At 60.7% G+C, this 22572-nt stretch carries 20 protein-coding genes; 6 read left to right on the forward strand and 14 right to left on the reverse strand.

The window, feature by feature from the left end; all coding sequences use genetic code 11:
* The coding region (locus E0F99_RS20985) for a S66 peptidase family protein (RefSeq protein ID WP_130908902.1) at positions 1 to 786 on the forward strand (786 nt) is incomplete at its 5' end.
* A gap of 71 nt (positions 787 to 857) precedes the next feature.
* Here the strand turns inward: E0F99_RS20985 and E0F99_RS20990 are convergent.
* From E0F99_RS20990 to leuS, 5 genes are all read right to left on the reverse strand, one after another.
* Positions 858 to 2183: a lytic murein transglycosylase gene (locus E0F99_RS20990; protein ID WP_083356615.1), complete on the reverse strand. Its 1326-nt coding sequence runs from the start codon at positions 2181 to 2183 to the stop codon at positions 858 to 860.
* Between the two features lie 61 nt (positions 2184 to 2244).
* The gene (arfA, locus tag E0F99_RS20995) at positions 2245 to 2409 is read right to left on the reverse strand and encodes an alternative ribosome rescue factor ArfA (RefSeq protein WP_083356616.1); all 165 of its coding nucleotides are present in this window, start codon (positions 2407 to 2409) and stop codon (positions 2245 to 2247) included.
* A 167-nt stretch (positions 2410 to 2576) separates the two neighbouring features.
* Positions 2577 to 3614, reverse strand: a complete 1038-nt coding sequence (gene holA, locus E0F99_RS21000; protein ID WP_083356617.1) for a DNA polymerase III subunit delta — start codon at positions 3612 to 3614, stop codon at positions 2577 to 2579.
* Positions 3615 to 3653: 39 nt separating this feature from the next.
* On the reverse strand, positions 3654 to 4259 hold the full coding sequence (locus tag E0F99_RS21005; protein ID WP_083356618.1) for an LPS-assembly lipoprotein LptE: 606 nt from the start codon (positions 4257 to 4259) through the stop codon (positions 3654 to 3656).
* A gap of 88 nt (positions 4260 to 4347) precedes the next feature.
* Positions 4348 to 6954 (reverse strand): leucine--tRNA ligase, encoded by a 2607-nt coding sequence (leuS, locus tag E0F99_RS21010; protein ID WP_083356619.1) that lies wholly within the window; start codon positions 6952 to 6954, stop codon positions 4348 to 4350.
* A 262-nt stretch (positions 6955 to 7216) separates the two neighbouring features.
* On the opposite strand from leuS, the gene E0F99_RS21015 reads away from it, so the two are divergent.
* Positions 7217 to 7534 (forward strand): hypothetical protein, encoded by a 318-nt coding sequence (locus E0F99_RS21015; RefSeq protein ID WP_083356620.1) that lies wholly within the window; start codon positions 7217 to 7219, stop codon positions 7532 to 7534.
* A 97-nt stretch (positions 7535 to 7631) separates the two neighbouring features.
* Positions 7632 to 8393, forward strand: coding sequence for a YdcF family protein (locus E0F99_RS21020; protein ID WP_083356621.1), 762 nt, complete (start codon positions 7632 to 7634; stop codon positions 8391 to 8393).
* Between the two features lie 153 nt (positions 8394 to 8546).
* Here E0F99_RS21020 and lnt read toward each other — a convergent pair whose 3' ends face one another.
* From lnt to miaB, 5 genes are all read right to left on the reverse strand, one after another.
* The gene (gene lnt, locus E0F99_RS21025) at positions 8547 to 10070 is read right to left on the reverse strand and encodes an apolipoprotein N-acyltransferase (RefSeq protein WP_083356622.1); all 1524 of its coding nucleotides are present in this window, start codon (positions 10068 to 10070) and stop codon (positions 8547 to 8549) included.
* An 8-nt stretch (positions 10071 to 10078) separates the two neighbouring features.
* Positions 10079 to 10918 carry an HlyC/CorC family transporter gene (locus E0F99_RS21030; protein ID WP_015373027.1) on the reverse strand — a complete coding sequence of 280 codons (840 nt, stop codon included), beginning with the start codon at positions 10916 to 10918 and terminating at the stop codon, positions 10079 to 10081.
* A gap of 42 nt (positions 10919 to 10960) precedes the next feature.
* Positions 10961 to 11419 (reverse strand): rRNA maturation RNase YbeY, encoded by a 459-nt coding sequence (gene ybeY / locus E0F99_RS21035; protein ID WP_083356623.1) that lies wholly within the window; start codon positions 11417 to 11419, stop codon positions 10961 to 10963.
* Positions 11412 to 12413 (reverse strand): PhoH family protein, encoded by a 1002-nt coding sequence (locus tag E0F99_RS21040; RefSeq protein WP_083356624.1) that lies wholly within the window; start codon positions 12411 to 12413, stop codon positions 11412 to 11414. The genes ybeY and E0F99_RS21040 overlap by 8 nt, the downstream gene beginning before the upstream one ends.
* Before the next feature lie 227 nt (positions 12414 to 12640).
* A complete protein-coding gene (gene miaB / locus E0F99_RS21045) occupies positions 12641 to 13969 on the reverse strand; it encodes a tRNA (N6-isopentenyl adenosine(37)-C2)-methylthiotransferase MiaB (RefSeq protein ID WP_130908903.1) in 1329 nt (442 codons plus the stop codon).
* Positions 13970 to 14100: 131 nt separating this feature from the next.
* Between miaB and E0F99_RS21050 the strand changes: the two genes are divergently transcribed.
* Positions 14101 to 14427, forward strand: a complete 327-nt coding sequence (locus E0F99_RS21050) for a DUF1820 family protein (RefSeq protein ID WP_003194436.1) — start codon at positions 14101 to 14103, stop codon at positions 14425 to 14427.
* A gap of 67 nt (positions 14428 to 14494) precedes the next feature.
* On the opposite strand, the gene E0F99_RS21055 is transcribed toward E0F99_RS21050, so the two are convergent.
* From E0F99_RS21055 to E0F99_RS21070, 4 genes are all read right to left on the reverse strand, one after another.
* Positions 14495 to 15049, reverse strand: a complete 555-nt coding sequence (locus E0F99_RS21055; protein ID WP_083356626.1) for a tetratricopeptide repeat protein — start codon at positions 15047 to 15049, stop codon at positions 14495 to 14497.
* A 224-nt stretch (positions 15050 to 15273) separates the two neighbouring features.
* A complete protein-coding gene (gene hemL, locus E0F99_RS21060; RefSeq protein WP_083356627.1) occupies positions 15274 to 16557 on the reverse strand; it encodes a glutamate-1-semialdehyde 2,1-aminomutase in 1284 nt (427 codons plus the stop codon).
* Between the two features lie 10 nt (positions 16558 to 16567).
* Positions 16568 to 17197 carry a thiamine phosphate synthase gene (thiE, locus tag E0F99_RS21065; protein ID WP_083356628.1) on the reverse strand — a complete coding sequence of 210 codons (630 nt, stop codon included), beginning with the start codon at positions 17195 to 17197 and terminating at the stop codon, positions 16568 to 16570.
* Positions 17198 to 17218: 21 nt separating this feature from the next.
* Positions 17219 to 18016: a hydroxymethylpyrimidine/phosphomethylpyrimidine kinase gene (locus E0F99_RS21070; RefSeq protein WP_083356629.1), complete on the reverse strand. Its 798-nt coding sequence runs from the start codon at positions 18014 to 18016 to the stop codon at positions 17219 to 17221.
* Between the two features lie 286 nt (positions 18017 to 18302).
* On the opposite strand from E0F99_RS21070, the gene E0F99_RS21075 reads away from it, so the two are divergent.
* Complete coding sequence (locus E0F99_RS21075) at positions 18303 to 20681, forward strand: hybrid sensor histidine kinase/response regulator (protein ID WP_083356630.1); 2379 nt, start codon at positions 18303 to 18305, stop codon at positions 20679 to 20681.
* 88 nt (positions 20682 to 20769) lie between these two features.
* A complete protein-coding gene (locus E0F99_RS21080; RefSeq protein ID WP_083356631.1) occupies positions 20770 to 22419 on the forward strand; it encodes an acyl-CoA dehydrogenase family protein in 1650 nt (549 codons plus the stop codon).
* The last annotated feature ends 153 nt before the right edge of the window (positions 22420 to 22572 follow it).

Genomic DNA, 22572 nt, shown 5'->3' on the forward strand with positions numbered 1-22572 from the left:
CGCTACCGATCTCGCGATGTTTACCCCGCAGGCAGCGACGACGTGCGTCTGCGCGACCTGCATGCTGCCGTTGCCGACCCCGAAATCGATGCCGTCTTCTGCCTGCGCGGCGGCTACGGCACACCACGCTTGCTGGATCGCCTGGACTTCGACCTGCTGCGCGCCAACCCCAAGCCATTTGTGGGTTACAGCGACATCACCGCGTTGCACCTGGCGATCAGCCGTTACGCAGGCTTCGTGACCTTTCACGGGCCGATGCTCAATGCCGATTTGCTTGGCGACAAACAGCAACCTACTGAGTCATCGTTGTTCAGCCTGCTGCGCGGTCAACTGGGCGCCGGCAGCGTGCTGGCGCATCCGATGGCCTACCCGTTGACCACGATCGAGCCTGGTGTCGCCTTTGGGCGTTTGCTGGGTGGCAACCTGTCGATGATCGCGGCGGTGATGGGCACGGCTTATGAGATCGACGCCGAAGGCATCATCCTGTTTATTGAGGACGTCAACGAGCCCATCTATCGCATCGACCGCCTGCTGACGCACCTGCGCCTGACGGGCAAGTTGGCGCAGGTTGCCGGTGTGTTGGTGGGGGATGTGTCGGGTGTGGATAACACCGCGCTGGAACGGCTGCTCAAGCAGACTTTCGAACCGTTGCGCATTCCGGTGTTGTCCGGCTGGCGCAGCGGGCATTGCGACCCGAACCTGACGCTGCCGATGGGCGCGTTGGTGCGGTTGGACGCGGGGGAGCAGCGGCTGGTGTTGGAGCAAGACGTAGTGTTCAAGCCCTGACGGGGTGATAAAGCCGCCGTGCGGGGCTTTTTGTGGCGAGCGGGGCAAGACCGCTCGCCACAACCGCAGATCTATCGGTTCTGCAACGACTCCAACAGCTTCACCGTCGGATACCCATCCGCCGGCCAACCCAACGACTGTTGCGCCGCCCGAATCGCTTTGCGCGTGTTGGCGCCGATAATCCCATCCGCGTTGCCCGCGTCATAGCCCTTGGCGCTGAGCACCGTCTGCAAGTCAATACGCTGGGAGCGACTCAGCGGTAGCTCATCTTTTGGCCAATCGCCACGAATCACACCGCCACCACCAAACCGCTCCGACAGCAGGCCAACCGCCAACGCGTAGGATGACGAATTGTTGTACTTGAGGATCGCGCGGAAGTTATCCAGCACCAGGAACGCCGGGCCGCGATAGCCCGCCGGCAGCAGCAGGGCCGCGCAGAGTTGATCGACGTTAGGCGCCATGTTCGCGCCAGACGGCAGTTGGATACCGAGTTTCAGCCACTCGCTAACGCTCTTGCGCACGCCGCCATCTGCCAGGGCGTAATCGAAGTTCGCCGGCAGTTGCTTGACTTCAAAGCCCCACGGCTGGCCTTTCTGCCAGCCGGAGCTTTGCAGGTAGTGTGCGGTGGAGGCGAGGGCGTCGGCCGGGCTGTTCCAGATGTCGCGGCGACCGTCGCCATCGAAGTCGACGGCGTGGGTGTTGTAAGTGGTCGGGATAAATTGGGTCTGGCCCATCGCGCCGGCCCAGGAGCCTTTCATCTGGTCGGCCTGGATATCGCCATGCTGGATGATCTGCAGTGCCGCCAGCAGCTGCGCCTGTGCGAACGCCGGGCGACGGCCCTCGTAGGCCAGGGTCGCCAGGGAGCGGATCACCGAATTGTTGCCCTGGAACTGGCCAAAGTTGCTTTCCATGCCCCACACCGAGACCAGCGCCTGGCGGTCAACGCCGTAGCGTTGTTCGATGCTTTGCAGGATGTCGGCGTACTTGATCAGCAAGGCCTGACCGTTGCGCACGCGCACTGGCGAGAGGGCACCGTCGAGGTATTCCCAAACGGGGCGGGAAAACTCCGGTTGGCTGCGGTCAGCGCGAATCACTGCCATATCGGGAGTAACACCGGCAAAAGCGTTATCAAAGACAGCCGGTGTGATCCCGACCTTCAGAGCCTCCACGCGAAAGCCCGCCTGCCATTCGGCAAAGGTCTGGGGTGGTTGGATATCGAGGTTGTCTACAGCCAGCGGGGCGACTACGGCAGGCGCTACGGCCGGCACAGTCTGCAGCTTTGGCAGGGGTTGAGCGTCTGCGGCGGTGGGTTTCTCGGCGCAGGCGACAAGCAGAATGAGGCTGGAGGCAGCGATCAATTGGCGAAGGTGCCAACGACGGGAAAGACTAGAGGGCATGCACAGGTCCAGGGATTACAAATCAGGTGCAGACCTTATCATGCCAGAGGGGCGCTTGCCTTCAGGCAGCCAGAAAGTAAGAAGCCTCCCAGCTATTAGACTGGAAGGCTTCGCGGCGGTAGCTGCCTTTGCCCTTGCTGGCGCGTTCTTGACGGCTGCGGAACAGTGGCTGGGCGATGATGGATTTGGCCTTGTTGGGGCCATGCTTGGATGGCTTCTTGCTCATGTTCAATACTCTCTATAGGTGGGTGACGCGGTGCAAATCATCTGCCGAAGTTGCGCGTCTGTAAAGCCCGGCGCTGTGTAGGAAATATAGAAAATCTGAATGCGTGCACCGTTAAAATGTGGGCGAGCGCTTGCTCCACATAAATTTTTTGTTGTCTGGAAAAATGGTTATTCCGCAGGTAATGACAGGCGTTGCCCAGACATCAAAAGTGACAAACGACTCAGGCTCATCCACGGCGAGCCGGCCGCCTGGCCTTTGATTTGCGCGTCGATGCGCTGCGCTTCCAGCAACAGTTGCGCCCAGCGTTGCGCTGAGTGGCGTTGCAGGGCTTTGCTCATCAGTGGTTTGCGTTTGTCCCACACCGGTGGCCGGGCCTGGCTGAAGCATTTGTCCAGCGCAGTGCCTTGGCTGTATTGCAGGGAAATATTGGCCAGCACCCGCAGTTCCCGGGCCAGTGCCCACAGAATCACCGGGGGCTCCACGCCTTCGCCGCGCAGCCCTTCGAGCATGCGCAAGGCGTGGGCGGGTTCGCCGTTAAGAATCGCATCCACCAGCCCGAACACGTCAAAGCGCGCGCTGTCGGCCACCGCGCCTTGCACGGTTTCAACGGTGATTTGCCCGTCTTCGGCCATCAACTTGAGCTTTTCGATCTCCTGGGCGGCGGCAAGCAAGTTGCCTTCGACCCGAGCGGCGATCAGCTCCACAGCGTCTTGCGTCGCCGACAGCCCTGATTGGGACAGGCGCTGACGAATCCACTGCGGCAGTTGGTTGCTGTCCACGGGCCAGATCTGGATGAACTGGGTCTGTGGGCCTTCTACCAGCGCCTTGCCCCATTTGGTTTTTTGCGCGCTGCCGTCAAGCTTGGGCAGGCTGATCAGCAGTACCGTGTCTTCAGCAGGCCGCGAGCAGTATTCCATCAAGGCCGCCGCGCCCTTGTCCCCGGGCTTGCCCGAAGGCAGGCGCAGTTCCAACAGGCGTTTTTCGGCGAACAACGACATGCTCGCGCCGGCTTGCAGCAGCGTACCCCAGTCGAAACTGGCGTCGGCGCTGAATACCTGGCGTTCATCGAAGCCTTGCTGGCGTGCGGCGGTGCGAATGGCGTCTGCGGCTTCCTGGCACAGCAGCGGGTCATCACCGCTGACGATATAGACAGGCGCGAGACCACCTTGCAGGTGTTTGGCGAGTTGGGCAGGGGCGAGTTTCATAGGCGGGCGGGACGGGGCGCCAGGGGCGCCCCGTCTGGCTTACTCGACAGGGACTTCAACAGGCGATTGTTTCGGCGTGTTGTCTTCGTACTCTTTCGCAGCTTTCAGGGCGTCGGCGTCAGCCTTGGCCTTGTTGTCGGCGGTGAGTTGCAGGGCTGCCAGTTTTTCCGGGGTCAGCTGTTGCAGACGCACCATCATGCGCTGGATCAGCTCACGACGCATTTCCTTGCGAACCTGGATAATTTCCGAGTCCGAACCCACCAGGTTGTTGCCATCATGGCTGACGACCTTTTGCACTTCGATCTTGTCGCCCATCAGTGGCAGGTGGTCGCGGCCTTGTACTTCGAAGTTGAGCGCGGTGCTCAGCTCGATGTCCGACGCACGACCAGCACTCGCGTAGCTGAGGTTACGCTGTGTTTCTCGCTCGTCTACCAGGTTCAGTTTGTAGGTCGCGCCGGTATAGACACGCACGCCGCTGTTTTCCAGGGTCTGGCGCAGCTGAGTCACGGTGTCGCCGTAGGCATTGCGGGCGCTGAGGTCCAGTTCCTTGAGCGACAGTTCATTGGTGCCGGTGCCGCGCAGCTGGAAGCCGCAAGCGCTCAGCAGCACAGCGAGGCCCATCACCAGCAAATTGCGTTTGATCATTTTGTTGCTCCCCTTGAAACCATGTGGGCCTTATCGAGGCCTTAAAGGTTTAGTTCGGCGCAGGGCTCAAGCCCTGCGCCCGATCCGATTAGCTAGCGACGATGTTGACCAGTTTGCCGGGCACCACGATCACTTTGCGGATCGTCAGGCCTTCGGTAAAGCGCAGCACGTTCTCGTTGACGCGGGCGGCCGCTTCAACGTCTTCGCGGCTGGCGCTGGCTGGCATATCAATCTGGCCACGCAGTTTACCGTTGACCTGGATGACCAGTTGCAGCGTGTCCTGTACCAGGGCGCTGTCATCCTGAACCGGCCAGCGCGCATCGATCACCGCGCCGCTGTGGCCCAAACGGCTCCACAGTTCGTGGCTGATGTGCGGCGTGATCGGGGCCAGCAGCAGAACTACCGCTTCCAGGCCTTCCTGTATCAGCGCGCGGTCTTGTTCCGTCGTTTGCGGTGCTTTTTCCAGCACGTTCATCAGCGTCATCACTTGGGCGATGGCGGTGTTGAATTTGTGGTTCTGCCCCACGTCCTGGCTGGCTTGGCGGATGGCCAGGTGGGTGCTGCGACGAATGGCTTTTTGCTCATCGCTCAAGGACGCCACGTCCAGTTTGCCCGGCAAGCCCTGGCTGACATGGGCGTGCGCCAGGCGCCAGACGCGCTTGAGGAAGCGGTGCGAGCCTTCGACGCCGGAGTCGGACCATTCGGCGCTCATGTCAGGTGGCGAGGCGAACATCATGAACAGGCGGCAGGTGTCGGCGCCGAACTGATCGATCATCGACTGCGGGTCGACGCCGTTGTTCTTCGACTTGGCCATCTTCTCGGTGCCGCCGATTTCCACCGGCAGGCCGTCGGATTTCAACGTGGCGCTGATCACCTTGGCTTTGCTGTCACGCTCAAGCTCGACGTCTGCCGGGTTGAACCATGTGTAGGCGCCATTGGCTTCGCGGCGATAGTAAGTGTCGGCGATCACCATGCCCTGGGTCAGCAGGTTCTTGAACGGCTCATCAGAGCTGACCAAGCCTTCGTCACGCATCAGCTTATGGAAGAAGCGCGCGTAGAGCAGGTGCAGAATGGCGTGTTCGATACCGCCGATGTACTGATCCACAGGCAACCAATGGTCGGCCGCGGATTTTTCTACCAGGCCGCCTTCATAGTGCGGTGAGGCGTAGCGGGCGTAGTACCACGAGGACTCGACGAAGGTGTCCATGGTGTCGGTTTCACGCTTGGCCGGTGCACCGCATTTCGGGCACGCGCAGGCGTAGAACTCGGGCATGCGTGCCAACGGCGAACCTGCACCATCCGGCACCACGTCTTCCGGCAGCACTACCGGCAATTGATCTTCCGGCACCGGCACGTCACCGCAGGTTTGGCAGTGGATGATCGGAATCGGGCAGCCCCAGTAGCGCTGGCGGCTGATGCCCCAATCGCGCAGGCGGAACTGGGTGCGCGAGGCACCGAGGTTTTTCTTGATCAGTGCGACTTCGATGGCGTCGAAAGCACCCTGGAAATCCAGGCCGTCGAACTCGCCGGAGTTGATCAGTTCGCCGTGCTCACCGTAGGCGTCTTGCCACGGGGCCGGGTTGGTATCACCCACGCTTGTACGCACCACGGACTTGATCGGCAGGCTGTACTGGGTGGCGAATTCGAAATCGCGCTCGTCGTGGGCCGGCACAGCCATTACTGCGCCATCGCCGTAGTGCATCAGCACGTAGTTGGCGACCCACACCGGCAGCTTTTCACCGGTCAGCGGGTGCTCGACGAACAGCCCGGTCGGCAGGCCTTTTTTCGCTTGGGTGGCGACGTCGGCTTCGGCCACGCTGCCGCCTTTGCATTCGGCGATGAAGGCCTGCAGCTCAGGGTTGTTCTGCGCGGCTTGGGTGGCCAGCGGGTGTTCAGCGGCCACGGCGACGTAGGTCGCGCCCATCAATGTGTCCGGGCGGGTGGTGAAGACTTTGAGTGCGCCCGCTGCGCCGATGGAATCGACGTTGTACGGGAATTGCACTTCCATGCCCTTGGATTTGCCGATCCAGTTGCGCTGCATGGTCTTGACCTGTTCAGGCCAGCCCGGCAGGTCGTCGAGGCTCGACAGGAGTTCATCCGCGTAGGCGGTGATCTTGAAGTAGTACATCGGGATTTCGCGCTTTTCAATCAGCGCGCCGGAGCGCCAGCCGCGACCGTCGATGACCTGTTCGTTGGCCAGTACGGTCTGGTCGATCGGGTCCCAGTTCACGGTGCCGCTTTTTTTGTAGATCACCCCTTTTTCGAACAGGCGTGTGAACAGCCATTGTTCCCAGCGGTAGTAATCCGGCTTGCAGGTGGTCACTTCGCGGGACCAGTCCACCGCCAGGCCCAGGCTGCGCAGCTGGGTCTTCATGTAGGCGATGTTTTCGTAGGTCCACTTGGCGGGCGCCACGTTGTTTTTCATCGCGGCGTTTTCCGCCGGCATGCCGAAGGCGTCCCAACCCATAGGCTGCAGGACGTTCTTGCCGAGCATGCGCTGGTAGCGCGAAATCACGTCACCGATGGTGTAGTTGCGCACGTGCCCCATGTGTAGCTTGCCGCTGGGGTAAGGGAACATCGATAGGCAGTAGTAAGTCTCCTTGCCTGGCTGTTCACTGACTTCAAAGGACTTTTGCTCGTCCCAGAAGGTTTGGGCGGCATTTTCTATTTCACGGGGCTGATAGTGTTCGTGCATGGCTACTTTTGAACTGAATAGGGGTGGCCTAATCCTCTTCGCTGCAATGTTCAGGTTGATCGACACCAAAAAGCGGCGCGTCCGTGCCCAAACCCTGCGGGAAGTGGAGTTACAGGAAGCGCCGTAGCATACATGACCCCACTCTATCGAGGGAAACCCTGATTGCGCGCGCGCGGCCGTCTGTCGCGGCGCCGGGCAGGCGCAGCCATGGGGACTACGCTGTTTATTGGGGAGTGAGTCTTATCTTCAATGAGGTGAGGGGATGGTTGAATCGCAGCGAACTTTAACGAAACCGCAATTGTACGAAGGACTGATCGACCGTTTGGGTCGGGCATTGGATGCCGCAAGAACCGCAGGCCGATTGCGTGATGAACGGCCTCTGGAGCTGGAGTTGCGAGGCTTGAGCCAGGCAGAACTTGAACTGATCAAGGTTTACTTGGAATTGAATCACCACCGTGCCTCTCAGGGTCAGGCTTCCCCGCCTGCCCAGTCACCGTCGCGTTCAGCCAAGGTGATCTGGCTGAAGGACGTGGCTGCCGGTCGCGGCCCCGAAAAATTTCGGGCCGTACGGTGCAAGTGAAACACCGCGTTATCCGGTGAGTTTCTCGAAATATGCTGGTAAAGATTGTCGCTAAATCCCGATGCATCTAGGCTTCGGGCATCTTTGGAGATGCCCGATGCCTTTTCGTTATTTCATTAAACAATTGCTGTTGCCGCCCGGCATTTTTTTGCTGCTGCTCGCGGTTGCCTGGTGGTTTCGCAAAAGCCGCCCGCGCCTGGCCGGGCTGTGTTTTGCCTTGGGTTTGGGTGGGATGTGGTTGATCAGCCTGCCGGTGATGGTGCAATGGGGCGCGCATGCTCTGGAGACCGAGCCACCGTTGGCCCTTGAAGAGTGGGCAACACTGGCCCAGCGGGCAGACGCGATCGTGGTGCTGGGTTCCGGGCGCGAACGGGGCGACCCGGCCTGGGGCACCGATCAGCCCACCGGCATTGGCCTTGAGCGCCAGCGTTATGCTGCGCGACTGGCCAAGGCGTCCGGGCTGCCGGTCTTGACCAGCGGTGGCCTGCATTACGGCACGCCGCCCAGTGAAGCCGAGCTGATGGCGGTGTCGATGCAGGATGACTTCGGCGTGACCGTGCGCTGGAAAGAAGAGCGCAGCCGTACCACCTGGGAAAACGCGCAGATGAGCGCCGAGATGCTGTTGCCGCAAGGCATCAAGCGTGTCGTGGTGGTGACCCAGGCCTGGCACATGCCGCGAGCGGTCTGGAGCTTTGAGAAAGCCGGCTTCACCGTGGTGCCTGGGCCGGTGGGCTTTTTGGGCGTGGACAATGCCCGGCCGTTGGGCGGCTGGATGCCGGAGGTCAAGTCGGTGTGGCAGAGCGGGCAGTTGATCAACGAGGCGGCGGGGCAGGTGGGGTATCGGGTGTTTTACCGGTAAGGCCGTAAATCAAATGTGGGATGGCTTTGTGTGGGAGCGGGCTTGCTCGCGAAAGCGGTGTGTCAGTCAGCATTTTCGTTAACTGATGCACCGTATTCGCGAGCAAGTCTGCTCCCACACAAGCCAGCTCCCACATTGGTTATGTAGTGCCGGTCAGACCGTTTTGGACATCCGCCCCGCCAGCAGCGCCCAGCCGAACAACCCCAGGCACACAATGATCAACGGCCACGAGCGCCATTGCAGGTACGGCGTGAGGTTGTGCATCGGCACAACTTCGCCGTACAGAATGCCGCGCTCGAACTGCGGGATCTGCGCAGTAATCTGCCCAAACGGGTTGATCAGGCCAGTCACACCATTGTTAGTGGCACGGATCATCCAGCGGCCAGCCTCCAGCGCCCGCATCTGCGCCATTTGCAGGTGTTGCAGCGGGCCGATGGAGCGGCCAAACCACGTGTCGTTGCTGATGGTCAGCAGCAAGTCGCTCTGGGCCGAGAGGCCTGCGGCGAATTCCGGGTACACCACCTCATAGCAAATAAACGGCGCAATCTGATAGCCCTTGGCCTGCAGCATCGCCTGGTCGGCAGGGCCGCGGGCAAAGTCCGACATGGGCAAGTCGAAGAAGGCAATCAGCCCGCGCAGCATGTCTTGCAGCGGCACGTATTCGCCAAATGGCACCAGCTTCTGCTTCAAGTAAGTGCCTTCGCCTTCGCCGACCACGGTGATGCCGTTGAAGTAGCGCTTCTGGTGGTGCACTTCCTGGCGAATCGGTACGCCGGTGATCAGCGCTGTGTGCCGGTCGGCTGCAAACTTGCCCATCATCCCCAGGTAGCCTTCGACAGACTCCTTGAGCACCGGCACGGCGGTTTCCGGCCACACCAACAAGTCGACACGTTTGGAGCTGAAGCTCATGTCGCGGTACAGCGCCAGTTGAGCGTTTAGCTGCTCGGGGTCCCACTTCATGCTTTGTTCGACGTTGCCCTGGATCGCCGCCACCGTCAGTGGGTCGCCGGAGGGCGACGTCCACGCGTGATGCTTGAGTGCCAGGCCGATGGCCCATGGCGCCACCAGCAGCACCAGGCCTGCGCCGATAAACCCGTTGCGTTTGCTTGCCAGCAGGCGCGGCAGATTGCACAGCACTGCGGCGGTCAGCGCCAGGGCGAAGGAAATCAGCCACATCCCGCCCAACGGCGCGAGGCCGGTGAGTGGGCCGTCGAGTTGGCTGTAACCGGAATAGAGCCATGGGAAACCGGTGAGGAACCAACCGCGAAACGCTTCCTGGCCGACCCACAGCGCCGCAAACGTCAGCGCGTCGGCCAGCGGCGCTTCATTGCGGCGCAGCCAGCGCGCCCACAACCAGGCAGGCAGCGCGAAGAACCAGGCAATGGCCGCAGTAAACAGCAGCATCAAAAAGCCAGCCAGCAGCACCGACGCGCCGCCGAAGTGGTGGATGCTGTAGTAGATCCAACTGGTGCCCGCGCCAAACAGGCCGAAACCGAAACACCAACCACGGCCCAAGGCCTGACGTGGCGTCAGCTCGCGCAGGCCGATGTAGAACAATCCGACCGCCACTAGAGCAAACGGCCACAGGTCGAACGGCGCCAGCGCCAGTGTAGTGATAGCGCCGGCCACCACGGCCAGCAAGTTACCGGGCCAGCCGGGGCGGGTTAGGCGCTGCATGTCATTCCTTAGCGGGCAATCGGTGTCAGGCGAATCAAATGAATCCGGCGGCTGTCGGCATTCAGAATGCGAAAGCGATAGGCGCCGATCTCAGTGGTCTCGTTACGTTTAGGCAGATGCCCGAACGCACTCATCACCAGGCCGCCGACGGTATCGAACTCATCGTCGGAGAATTCGCTGTCGAAGAACTCGTTGAAGTTCTCGATCGGCGTCAGTGCCTTGACCAGGAAGTCACCACTGGGCAGTGGCTTGATGTAGCTGTCTTCTTCGACGTCGTGCTCGTCTTCGATGTCGCCGACGATCTGTTCCAGCACGTCTTCGATGGTCACCAGGCCTGCTACGCCACCGTATTCGTCGATCACAATGGCCATGTGATTGTGGTTGGCGCGGAACTCGCGCAGCAGCACATTCAGGCGCTTGGATTCAGGTACGAAGGTGGCCGGACGCAGCAGGTCCTTGATGTTGAAGTTGTCGCCGTTCTCCTTGAGGATCAACGGCAGCAAGTCCTTGGCCAGCAGGACACCCATGACGTCGTCATGGCTTTCACCGATCACCGGGTAGCGCGAGTGCGCCGAGTCGATCACGGCCGGGAGGAATTCCCGGGGAGTCTGGGTCGCCTTGATGCTGATCATCTGCGAACGCGGGACCATGATGTCCCGAACTTGCAGGTCAGCTACCTGGATGGCGCCTTCGACGATGGCCAGCGCTTCGCTGTCCAGCAACTTGTTCTGATGGGCCTCGCGCAGCAGCTCAAGCAGCTCCTGGCGGTTTTTCGGCTCGTGGGCAAAAGCCTGGGTCAGTTTACCCAGCCATGACTTCTGCCCGTTGCTCGATCGGTCTTCGCTCATAGCGATTACTCTAAATCCTTTGTTGTGTCAGTTGAGTGTTGATCAGTTTTCGTCGTCAGCATAAGGGTCACGATGACCCAATTCAGCAAGCAACGTTTGTTCCAGTGTTTCCATTTCCAAGGCTTCGTCATCGTCTATATGGTCGTAACCCAAGAGATGCAAGCAGCCGTGGATGACTAGATGGGCCCAGTGGGCCTCAAGTTCCTTGCCTTGATCCTTTGCTTCGCGTTCCACCACGTCGACACAGATGACCAGGTCGCCCAGCAAAGGGATATCCAGTAACTCATCCGGTACGTCGGCGGGGAAGGACAGCACGTTGGTCGCGTAATCCTTTTGGCGCCAGGTGTGATTCAGTTCACGGCCTTCGGGCTCGTCCACCAGACGGATGGTCAGCTCCGAGTCGGCGGTGCGCTGGCGCAGGGCCAGTGTGCACCATTGACGGAACTGCGCTTCGCTGGGGGCAGGCGCTTCGGTGGCCAACTGCAGGTCAAGCTCAAGCATCGCGGCGAACGTCCTTGGCCGGTGCGTCATCCTTGTGTTCGAAGCGCTCGTAGGCCTCGACAATGCGCTGTACCAGCGGGTGGCGGACCACGTCCTTGGGCATGAAGTGCGTGAAGCTGATGCCCGGCACGTCCTTGAGCACCTCGATCACCTGCGCCAGCCCTGATTTGGTGCCCTTGGGCAGGTCGACCTGGGTGACGTCACCGGTGATCACGGCAGTGGAGCCGAAACCGATACGGGTGAGGAACATCTTCATTTGCTCGACGGTAGTGTTTTGGCTTTCGTCGAGGATAATAAAGCTGTTGTTCAGCGTACGGCCACGCATGTAGGCCAGCGGGGCGATCTCGATCACCTGGCGCTCGATCAGCTTGGCCACGTATTCAAAGCCGAGCATCTCGTACAGCGCGTCGTAGAGCGGGCGCAGGTACGGGTCAATTTTCTGGGCCAGGTCGCCGGGCAGGAAGCCAAGTTTCTCGCCAGCCTCGACCGCCGGGCGCACCAGCAGGATGCGGCGCACTTGTTCGCGCTCCAGGGCGTCCACTGCGCAGGCCACGGCCAGGTAGGTCTTACCGGTGCCGGCAGGGCCGATACCGAAGTTGATATCGTTACCGAGGATTTCTTTGACGTAGCGTTGCTGATTCAAGCCGCGCGGGCGAATCATGCCTTTTTTGGTGCGCAGGGCCACGCTGGCTTCGGCCACCGGGTTGTTGGCCAAATCTTCTACAGCAGACTCTTGCAGGTACAGGTGTACGGTCTCCGGCGACAGCTCACTACCCTTGGTTTCGCGGTAGAGGCGGCGGAGCAGGTTTTCTGCAGACGTGGTGTGCTGGGGTTCACCAATAAGCTCGAACTGATTGCCGCGGTTGCGGATCTCGATGCTCAGGCGTTGTTCGATCAGGCGCAGGTGCTCGTCGAACTGTCCGCACAGGTTGGCGAAACGGCGAGCCTCAAAAGGCTCGAGGATAAAACGATGGGGTTCTATGGGTGCGTTCAAGGTCGCTTTTAGCCGCCCTTTGGCTGTTGAGGTGAAAGAGAGGATAACGCCAGTGGCGCGGGTACGAAAGCACTTATCTAGCCCAAGTGCAGCAAGGTTCCCATGTGGGAGCGGGCTTGCTCGCGAAGGCGGTGGGTCAGCTAATACATGTATCAACTGATCCACCGCCTTCGCGAGCAAGCCCGCTCCCACATTTTGATCTCAATCAGTCAGAAATATGGGTGGGGTTACTGCACCAGCGACCCGCGCAACGAGTGCGGTTGCGCCGCATCAATGTGCACATCGGCGAATTGGCCGATCAGGGCTGGCGTGTCGCAACGGAAGTTGACGATCCGGTTGTTCTCGGTACGGCCTTGCAGCTCGCCCGGGTCTTTTTTCGAATAGTCGGTGACCAGAATGCGCTGGATCGAACCGACCATTTGTCGGCTGATCTCGAAGCCTTGCTGGTTCAGGCGGTGCTGTAGCGCGTTCAAACGTTCTTTTTTCAGCGCTTCAGGCGTGTCATCTGCCAAGTCGGCAGCCGGAGTGCCCGGGCGCTGGCTGTAGACGAACGAGTAGGAGAAGTCGAAACCGACATCCTCGATCAGCTTCATGGTCTGCTCGAAATCCTTCTCGGTCTCGCCGGGGAAACCGACGATAAAGTCCGAGCTGATGCAGATACCCGGCACCGCCGCGCGCAATTTGCGCAGTTTGGATTTGTATTCCAGGGCGGTGTGGTTGCGCTTCATCGCCGACAGAATGCGGTCCGAGCCTGATTGCACCGGCAGGTGCAGGTGCTTGACCAGCTCCGGCACTTCGGCGTGCGCCTGGATCAGGCTGTCGGAGAACTCCAGCGGGTGCGAGGTGGTGTAGCGAATACGGTCGATGCCGTCGACGGCGGCGACCACGCGGATCAGCTCTGCCAGGTCGGCCAGGCGCCCGTCGTGAGTCTGGCCGCGATAGCCGTTGACGTTCTGGCCCAGCAACGTCACTTCGCGCACGCCGTTTTCGGCCAGGTGGATGATTTCCGCCAGCACGTCGTCAAACGGCCGGCTGACTTCTTCACCGCGGGTGTAGGGCACCACGCAGAAGGTGCAGTACTTGCTGCAGCCTTCCATCACCGACACGTACGCGCTTGGCCCGTCGATACGCGGTTCGGGCAAATGGTCGAACTTTTCGATTTCCGGGAACGACACGTCCACTTGCGGCAGCTTGGTGATGCGCGCAGCGTCAATCATTTCCGGCAGGCGGTGCAGGGTTTGCGGGCCGAAGACCACATCGACATAGGGCGCGCGGTCGCGGATAGCCCCGCCTTCCTGGCTGGCCACGCAACCGCCGACGGCGATCACCATGTCCGGGTTGGCCAGTTTCAACTCACGCCAGCGGCCCAGCTGGGAGTACACACGGTCCTGGGCCCGCTCACGAATCGAGCAGGTATTGAGCAGGATTACGTCGGCATCTTCGGCGCGGGCAGTGACTTCCAGGGCCTGGTGTTCGCCCAGCAGATCGACCATGCGCGAGCTGTCGTACTCGTTCATCTGGCAACCGTGGGTTTCGATGTAAAGCTTCTTGGCCATGGGAATCGTCAACTGGTGGTAAAGAACCGCGCATTATAGGGGGCATGTCCATTGGTTCCTAGCGTTGTGCATCGGGTGCCATGCTATAGTTCGCGCCCTCTTTTATATCCCCGATGTGTTATCCGCCCACCATGACCAAACGTGAAGCTCCAATCTATAAGGTGATTTTCCTCAACCAGGGCCAGGTGTTCGAAATGTACGCCAAGCAGATCTATCAAAGTGATCTGTGGGGCTTCCTGGAAGTGGAAGAGTTCGTCTTTGGCGAGCGCACCCAGTTGGTCGTCGACCCGGGCGAGGAGAAATTGAAGGCGCAGTTTGAAGGCGTAGTGCGCAGCTTTGTGCCGATGCATTCGATTGTGCGTATCGACGAGGTCGAGCGCCTGGGCACGCCGAAGATCAGTGAGGCGCGTGGCACCAGCAATGTCATGCCGTTTCCGATGCCGATGCCTGAGAAGTAGGCCGTTAGACCGAGTAGACCCTATTCGCGGGCTTGCTCGCGAAAGGGCCTAAAAAGGCACTGAGAATTTAAGGCAGTGGCGAGAACGGCGAACGCCCATCGGCACTCTGCAATTCTTGCAGGTAATTGCGGAAGATCTGCCCCAACACCTGGGTGGCCACTTCCAACTCATCGCGCTGCATGTGCTCGGCGACTTCGTCGGCGGTGTCCAGTGCATCTTCGGCGCCGTTGACCGCGGCCATTTTCAGCACGATGTAGGCCTGGACGTTATTGGCCTGCACGCCTTCGCCATGGAAAAACATTTTCCCCAGTTCGAATTGCGCTTGGGCATGGCCCTGCAACGAAGCTTTCTCAAAGTAGCTCAAGGCTTTATTGAGATCGCGGGCGGGGTTTTTGTCGTCGTGGTAGTACTCGCCCAACTCGTATTGCGCCTGCGCATCCCCCTCGTCAGCCTGTTTCTGGCACGCGCTCAGCGCTTCGGCCTGGCTGTCCGGCTGGGTACTGAGGGTGCAACGACCCATCGCTGGGATTAACAACGAGTTGCCGCCTGCTTGTGCATGTGCCAGCAGCGGCTGAAGGAGCAACAGGCAGCCCAGAACCAGGGTGCGGCCGGTGCGTTTCATGGGAATCGACTTACCTCTGACGGGGCGCGCGGACCCTCGGGGGTCCAATAAGCGCGCATTATGAAATAAGCAGGCCTCTGCTTACAAAGTCTTTACTCGTTTTTCTGCTGCGTGGGTAAGTTATCTGCCCGATTGCAGGTGATTTCTCGTAAAACTTAGGAAATAACTGTAAGCAAAGTAGCAAATCTGACGCTGTCAGGGGCAACGTCAGATTTCTACGCTCTTTATTTCAGGGCTGCGAAGGCGCGCTCGGCGGCATCCAAGGTCAGTTTCAGCTCGACATCGCCATGGGCGATTGAGGTGAAACCGGCTTCGAAAGCGCTCGGTGCCAGGTAAACGCCTCCTTCCAGCATCAGGTGGAAGAAGCGTTTAAACAGGTCGGCGTTGCTGCCCATCACGTCATCGAACGTGACGATGTCGTCGGCGCCGCTGAAGTACAGCCCGAACATGCCGCCGGCCTGGGTGGTGACAAACGGAATGCCAGCAGCATCGGCACGCTGTTGCAGGCCGTCCAGCAGGCGAGTGGTGTAGTCGGTCAGCTCGGCGTGAAAGCCCGGGCGGCTGATCAGGCGCAGGGTGGTCAAGCCGGCAGCCATGGCCAGTGGGTTACCCGACAAGGTGCCCGCCTGGTACACCGGGCCCAGCGGCGCGATGTGCTGCATGATTTCGCGTTTGCCGCCGAAGCAGCCCACCGGCATGCCGCCACCGATGATCTTGCCGAAAGTGCTCAGGTCCGGCGTGACGCCGTAGTAAGCCTGGGCGCCGCCGAGGGCGACACGGAAGCCGGTCATCACTTCGTCGAAAATCAGCACCACGCCGTGCTTGTCGCACTGTTCGCGCAGGCCTTCAAGAAAGCCCGGGGCCGGTGGCACGCAGTTCATGTTGCCGGCGACTGGCTCGACGATGATGCACGCTACCTCTTGACCGACTTCGCTGAGCATCTGCTCAACGGCGGCGATGTCATTGAACGCCAGCGTCAGGGTGTGCTTGGCAAACGCTGCCGGTACACCGGCCGAGCTCGGCACGCCTTGGGTCAGCAGACCGGAACCGGCTTTCACCAGCAGGCTGTCGGAGTGGCCGTGGTAGCAGCCTTCGAATTTGATGATGCTGTCGCGGCCGGTGAAACCACGTGCCAGGCGTATCGCGCTCATGGTGGCTTCGGTGCCGGAGCTGACCATGCGCACCATTTCCATCGACGGCACGATCGAGCACACAAGGTCTGCCATCTCGGTTTCCATGGCGGTCGGGGCGCCGTATGACAAGCCGTGTTGCAACTGCTGGCGCACTGCATCGAGCACGTCCGGGTGGCTGTGGCCGAGAATCATCGGGCCCCAGGAACCGACGTAGTCAACGTAGCGCTTGTCATCTTCGTCGGTGACGTAAGCGCCTTCGGCATGTTTGAAGAACAACGGCGTGCCGCCCACGCTCTTGAACGCACGCACGGGGGAGTTCACACCGCCGGGGATGTGTTTCTGGGCATTGGCAAACAGGGTTTCGGAACGGGACATGGTCGGCTCTCTAAACTGAAATTTTAAGAAGGTCATTGAAGGCGCGGGCGCGGCGCGTGACTTCCTGGGTGCTGTCGGCACCAAACAGGCCGTGCACCACGGCGAGCAGGTCGGCACCGTGGGCCACCAGCGGTTCGGCGTTCTCCAGGGTGACGCCGCCGATCACGCAGATCGGCAGGTGCAGGCGCGTGCGGGCCTGGGCCAGCATTTCAACGGTGGCAGCCGGTGCGCCGGGCTTGGTGTTGGAATTGAAGAAACGGCCGAAGGCGACGTAGCTGGCGCCTTCTTTGGCGGCTTGCTCGGCCAGTTCGATCTGGCTGTGGCAGGTGGCGCCGATGATCGCCTTGGAGCCCAGCAATGCACGGGCTGGGGTCAGTGGGCCGTCGGTCTGGCCCAGGTGCACACCGACGCCCAGGCGCGCAGCCAACTCGGCGTCATCATTGATAATAAGCTGGGTCTTGTAGCGCGAGCACAGCTCGCGCAGTTTCTCAGCTTCACGCAGGCGGCGGGCTTCGTCGCTGCTTTTATCGCGGTACTGCAGCAAGGTCACGCCGCCGTCCAATGCCGCCTCGACATAGGCGAGGAATTTGCCGGCCAACAGTTGGCTGTCGGTAATGGCATACAGGCCACGTAGTTTCATCGGGCAGGCCTCTTTTGCTGTTTAAGAGCAGAAATCCAGCGGCAGCCGGCGCGGTACGAACTGGCCCTGGCCGAGTTGTTCGGCGTCACGCAGGGTGCGCCAAGTGTAGTTGAGCGCTGATTGCACGGCACTGGCCAGGCCTTCGCCCTGGGCGATGCGACCGGCCAGGGCACTGGCAAGCGTGCAGCCCGAACCGTGATAGCTGCCGGGCAGGCGCTGGCAGGTAAAGGTCTGGCGCGCGCCGTCGCGGCTGTACAGGCGGTTGTGCACTTCATGCTCGTCGCCGTGGCCACCGGTGATCAGCAGATGCTTGATAAACGGCAGCAGCTTCTCGGCGCATTCGTCCGCGCTGCCTTCCGGCAACTCGGCGAGGATGCGCGCTTCAGGCAGGTTCGGCGTGGCGATCAGCGACAACGGCAACAGCCGCTCGCGCATCGCGTAGCCGACTTCGTCCTTGCCCAGGCTGCCACCGCCGCCGGCCCGCAGCACCGGGTCGCACACCACCGGCAGGTGCGGGTGCGCCTGCAGCAGTTCGACCACGGTGTCGACCATCGCGGTGGAGCCAAGCATGCCGAGCTTGACCGCCGCCACGTCGGAATCGCTGAGCACGGCATTGGCCTGGGCCATCACCCACTCGCGGTCGAGCACGCGAAAATCGCTGACATTGACGGTGTTCTGCACGGTCAAGGCGGTGACGGTCGGCGCCGCATGACAGCCTTGGGCGAGAAGGGCTTCGATATCTGCCTGCAAGCCGGCGCCACCACTGGGATCATGGCCGGAGAGACAGAGGACAACGGGGCGAGAACTGTAGATATTCATGGTGCGCGAGCTTACCACCAAACGCTTTTTGCGTGGCCGTCTGGCGAAGGTTGAATGTCGTCAGTATTTACGCGCGATTGTGGCTTTTTGCTAGCCTTTATCTGTGTGCGAAAAAACGCTGAAAGCCACGCCCTAGAGCCTTTTGAAAAATTTTATCAATGGTGTCTAATGGCCTCTAGCGGCTATGCTAGAGTGGATCCAAATAACTTAATGTATCGCCGGTTTACGTCTACTCAAAAGGAATGGGGGGCTTTTGACCTAACCGGACAGGCCACGCTGGGGCTCTATGCGCTATTTGCTGATGTTATTATTGTGCGGGCTGCCGATGCTCGCCGGCGCCGTCGAGTTCAATCAGAGCACTCGAAGCCTGCCGTTGGGCCGGGTCATGCAGGTGCTCGAAGATCCCACCGACGCCCTCACCATCGCCCAAGTCAGCTCTCCCGCCTACGCCGCCCAATTCAAGACCCATGACAACGCCACCCTCAATGCTGGCTATTCGCGCTCGGTATTCTGGCTCAAGGTCGACCTGCATTACACCGCCATTGACCCCCGCGCCCCGCGCACCTGGTTCCTGGAGCTGGCTTATCCGCCTCTTAACCGTCTTGACCTGTATCAGGGCGACGGCACCGGTCAGTACCGGCTGACCACCCGCACCGGCAGCGCCTTGCCTTTCTCCAGCCGTGAAGTGCGCCAGAGCAACTACCTGTTCAAGCTCAGCTTTGTGCCCGATCAGCAACAAACGGTCTATCTGCGCCTGCAAAGTGAAGGTTCTATCCAGGCTCCATTGACCCTCTGGTCCGCCACTGCGTACATGGAAGAGCAACCGCTGCGCCTCTATGTGCTTGGTGCTATCTACGGGGTGTTGCTGGGGATGCTGGTCTACAACCTGTTCATCTACCTGAGCGTGCGCGACACCAGTTACCTCTATTACATCCTCTATATAGCCTCGTTCGGCCTCTACCAGCTGTCGGTCAATGGCGTGGCCGTGGAGTACTTCTGGCCCAACAACCCGTGGTGGTCGAATGCGGCGGTGCCGTTCCTGATCGGCTCCGCGGCGCTGTTCGGCAGCCTGTTCGCGCGCAGTTTTCTGCACACCGCGCAGCACAGCCGCTGGATCGACCGGATATTGCTCGTGCTGGCAGCCTGCGGCGCGCTGGTGATGGTGTTGGCGCTGTTGACCAGCTATGCCGTGGCCTTGCGCCTGGCCACGGGCTTGGCGCTGGTGTTCACCGTGACCATCTTTATTGCCGCCATCAAGGCCTGGTATTGCGGCCAGCGCATGGCGCGTTATTTCATTATCGCCTGGTCGGCGTTCCTGCTCGGTGGGGTGGTCAATACGCTGATGGTGCTGGGCTACCTGCCCAATATGTTCCTCACCATGTACGCCAGCCAGCTGGGTTCGGCGATTGAAGTGGCGCTGCTGTCCCTGGCCCTTGCGGACCGCATTAACGGCATGCGCGAGCAGCAGGCGCAGACCCTGTTCGACGCCAGCCAGAAACTCGAAGTGCTCAACCAGCAATTGGCCCGCAGTAACCGTCTCAAGGACGAATTCCTCGCCACCCTGACCCACGAATTGCGTACGCCGATGAACGGCGTGATCGGCTCCTTGGAGTTGATGCAAACCGTGCCGCTGGACGATGATTTGGCGCAGTACCTCCAAACGGCTGCCGGCTCGGCACGAGACATGATGCGCATGGTAAATGGCATTCTCACCCTGACCGAATTGCAGGCCGGACGCCTGAGCGCCCAGCCCAAGGTATTCAGCCTGCGCGGCGCCCTCGATACCTTGCGCCAGCAGTTCATCACCAGTGCTCAGAGCAAAGGCTTGGAATTCTCCATCGACGTGGCGGATGAGCTGCCGGACCGCGTGATTGGCGACGCCGACAAGCTGATCCAATGCCTGGACTGCCTGCTCGACAACGCGTTCAAATTTACCCACGAAGGCGCCGTGCGTTTGCGTGTGGTGGGTGTTCCACACAGTGATGGCAGCGTGCGCCTGAGCTTTATTGTGACCGACAGCGGTATCGGCTTCGCCTTCCTCGACGAGGCCACGCTGTACCAGCGTTTCTTCCAGCTTGACGGCTCGACCACCCGTGAATACGGCGGCCTGGGTATCGGCCTGGCGATTTGTCGGCAGCTGATCGAACTGCTTGGCGGGCAGCTGACCCATCAGTCCGAGCCGCGCAAGGGCAGTCGTTTCCAGTTGGAAGTGACTCTGAATCCGGTGCCGCCGGAGCCAAAAGCGGGGAGCCAGAAGCCCCTTGCGCAACGGGCCTCCCACGAGTGCGCGGTCTTGTTGGTGGACGACAACAGTGTGGGCCACCTGGCGGTGCGCGGCATGCTGCTCAAGCTCGGCTACCGGGTAAAAACGGTGGACAACGGCCCGTCTGCGTTGGCGATCTTGCAGAGTGATCGCTTTGATGCGGTGCTTCTGGATGTGCCTGAAGGCGGTTTCTCGTTGTGCTGTCAGATTCGTGCATTGCCGGGCTGCGGTGAGTTGCCGGTGATCGCCCTGAGTACGTCACTGAATGTGTCGGATCGTGAGCGCTGCCATGGCATCGGCATCACCGATCGGCTGGCCAAGCCTGTGCGTTTTGAGGCGTTGCAGGCGGTGCTGGAACGGTGCCTGCTCTGCCCGGCAGAGGGCGAAAGCGCCGGGCATTAGGCGTGTATGCCACTTTTTTAAGCCGATTGGCGGTGCTTAACTGAAGTTCAGGCCTCAACTGTACGTGGCCTTTTCCAGGAGGCCCGTCATGAACCTGCATCAGTTCGCCGAAACCCACGACGTCACTAACCAGCCACCGTCTTTGGATGGCGCTAACCTTTACCGCATCGACTTGCCCTTGCAAGAGTGGTCGCGCCGCTTTGGTGCCGGCTCGGCCGAGGCGCGTATCGATGCCTATGGCGCGCTGGCCGGTGGGCCATTGATGGAGGCCGGGTTCTTGGCGAACCAGAACAAGCCGGTGTTCAACAGTCATGACCGTTATGGTCATCGCATCGACCTGGTGGAATTTCATCCGGCTTATCACGAACTGATGCGCACCGCCGTCGAACATGGCCTGCCGTCGCTGCCATGGGCGCACCCGCAATCCGGCGCGCATGTGGCCCGTGCTGCCATGACCTACCTGCACAGCCAGGCCGAAGCTGGCACCGGTTGCCCGCTGACCATGACCTTCGCCTGCGTCCCGGCGCTGCGTCTGCAGCCCGACCTGGCGCAGACCTGGCTGCCGAAAATTCTCAGCACCGAATACGACCCGCGCAACGTCGGCATCGCCCATAAAGCCGGCGCCACCATCGGTATGGCCATGACCGAGAAACAGGGCGGCACTGACGTGCGCGCCAATACGACCCGCGCTTATCCGGTCGGCGCGGGCGGCCCCGGGCAGGCTTATGAACTGGTGGGGCACAAGTGGTTCTGCTCGGCGCCGATGTGCGATGCGTTCCTCACTCTGGCGCAGACCGACAAAGGCCTGACGTGTTTCCTACTGCCGCGGCAGCGTCCGGATGACACGCGCAACGAGTTCTACATCCAGCGCCTGAAAAACAAACTCGGCAACTGCTCCAACGCCTCCAGCGAAGTGGAGTTTCGTGGCGCGTTGGCCTGGATGATCGGCGAAGAGGGCCGTGGCGTGCCGACCATCATCGAAATGGTTGCCATGACCCGCTTCGATTGCATGGTCGGCTCCAGTGCCTTGATGCGCCAGGCGTTGACCCAGGCCAGCCATCATTGCGCTCATCGATTGGTCGGCGGGCGCATCCTCAGCGAACAACCGCTGATGCAAAACGTGCTGGCCGACCTGGCGCTGGAAAGCGAAGCATCCCTGGCGTTGAGCATGCGCATGGGCCGCGCGTTGGACCACCTCGATAACGAACAGGAAGCCAAATTCGCCCGGCTGGTGACGGCGGTGGGCAAGTATTGGATCTGCAAGCGTGCGCCGGCAATGATCAACGAAGCCGCCGAGTGCATGGGCGGTGCCGGGTATGTCGAGGACAGTATCCTGCCGCGTCTTTACCGTGAGGCGCCGGTAAATTCAACGTGGGAAGGTTCCGGTAACGTGCAGTGCCTGGACGTGTTGCGGGCGCTGTCGAAGGAACCGGGTGTGCTGGAAGCGCTGTTTGTCGAGCTGGGCAATGGGCATGGCAGCCCGCAACTGGCGCAGCATATTGAGCAGCTGAAGTCGGCGTTTATGGACACTCAAGATATCCAGTACCGGGCGCGTCAATTGACTGAGGACATTGCTGTGGCGTTGCAGGCCAAGCTGCTGCTGGAGGCGGGGAATGCGGCGGTCAGTGATGGTTTTATTGCCAGTCGCTTGGGGGAATCGTCCGGTCGGGTTTACGGCACCTTGCCGCGCGGTGTGAATGTTGAGGCGATTGTCGCCCGTTCGACCCCAAACCTCTGACTAAACTCGGTCAAAATGCGGGAGCGGGCTTGCTCGCGAATGCGCAGTATCATTCTCCTCTTTAGCACATGAACGACAGTATTCGCCACGAATGCCGCTCCCACCTTGAACCAATTTCAATACACCTTTTTTAGTCTAGACGCCATCAGCTCC

The sequence above is a fragment of the Pseudomonas antarctica genome, assembly GCF_900624995.1.
GTDB lineage: Bacteria > Pseudomonadota > Gammaproteobacteria > Pseudomonadales > Pseudomonadaceae > Aquipseudomonas > Aquipseudomonas antarctica.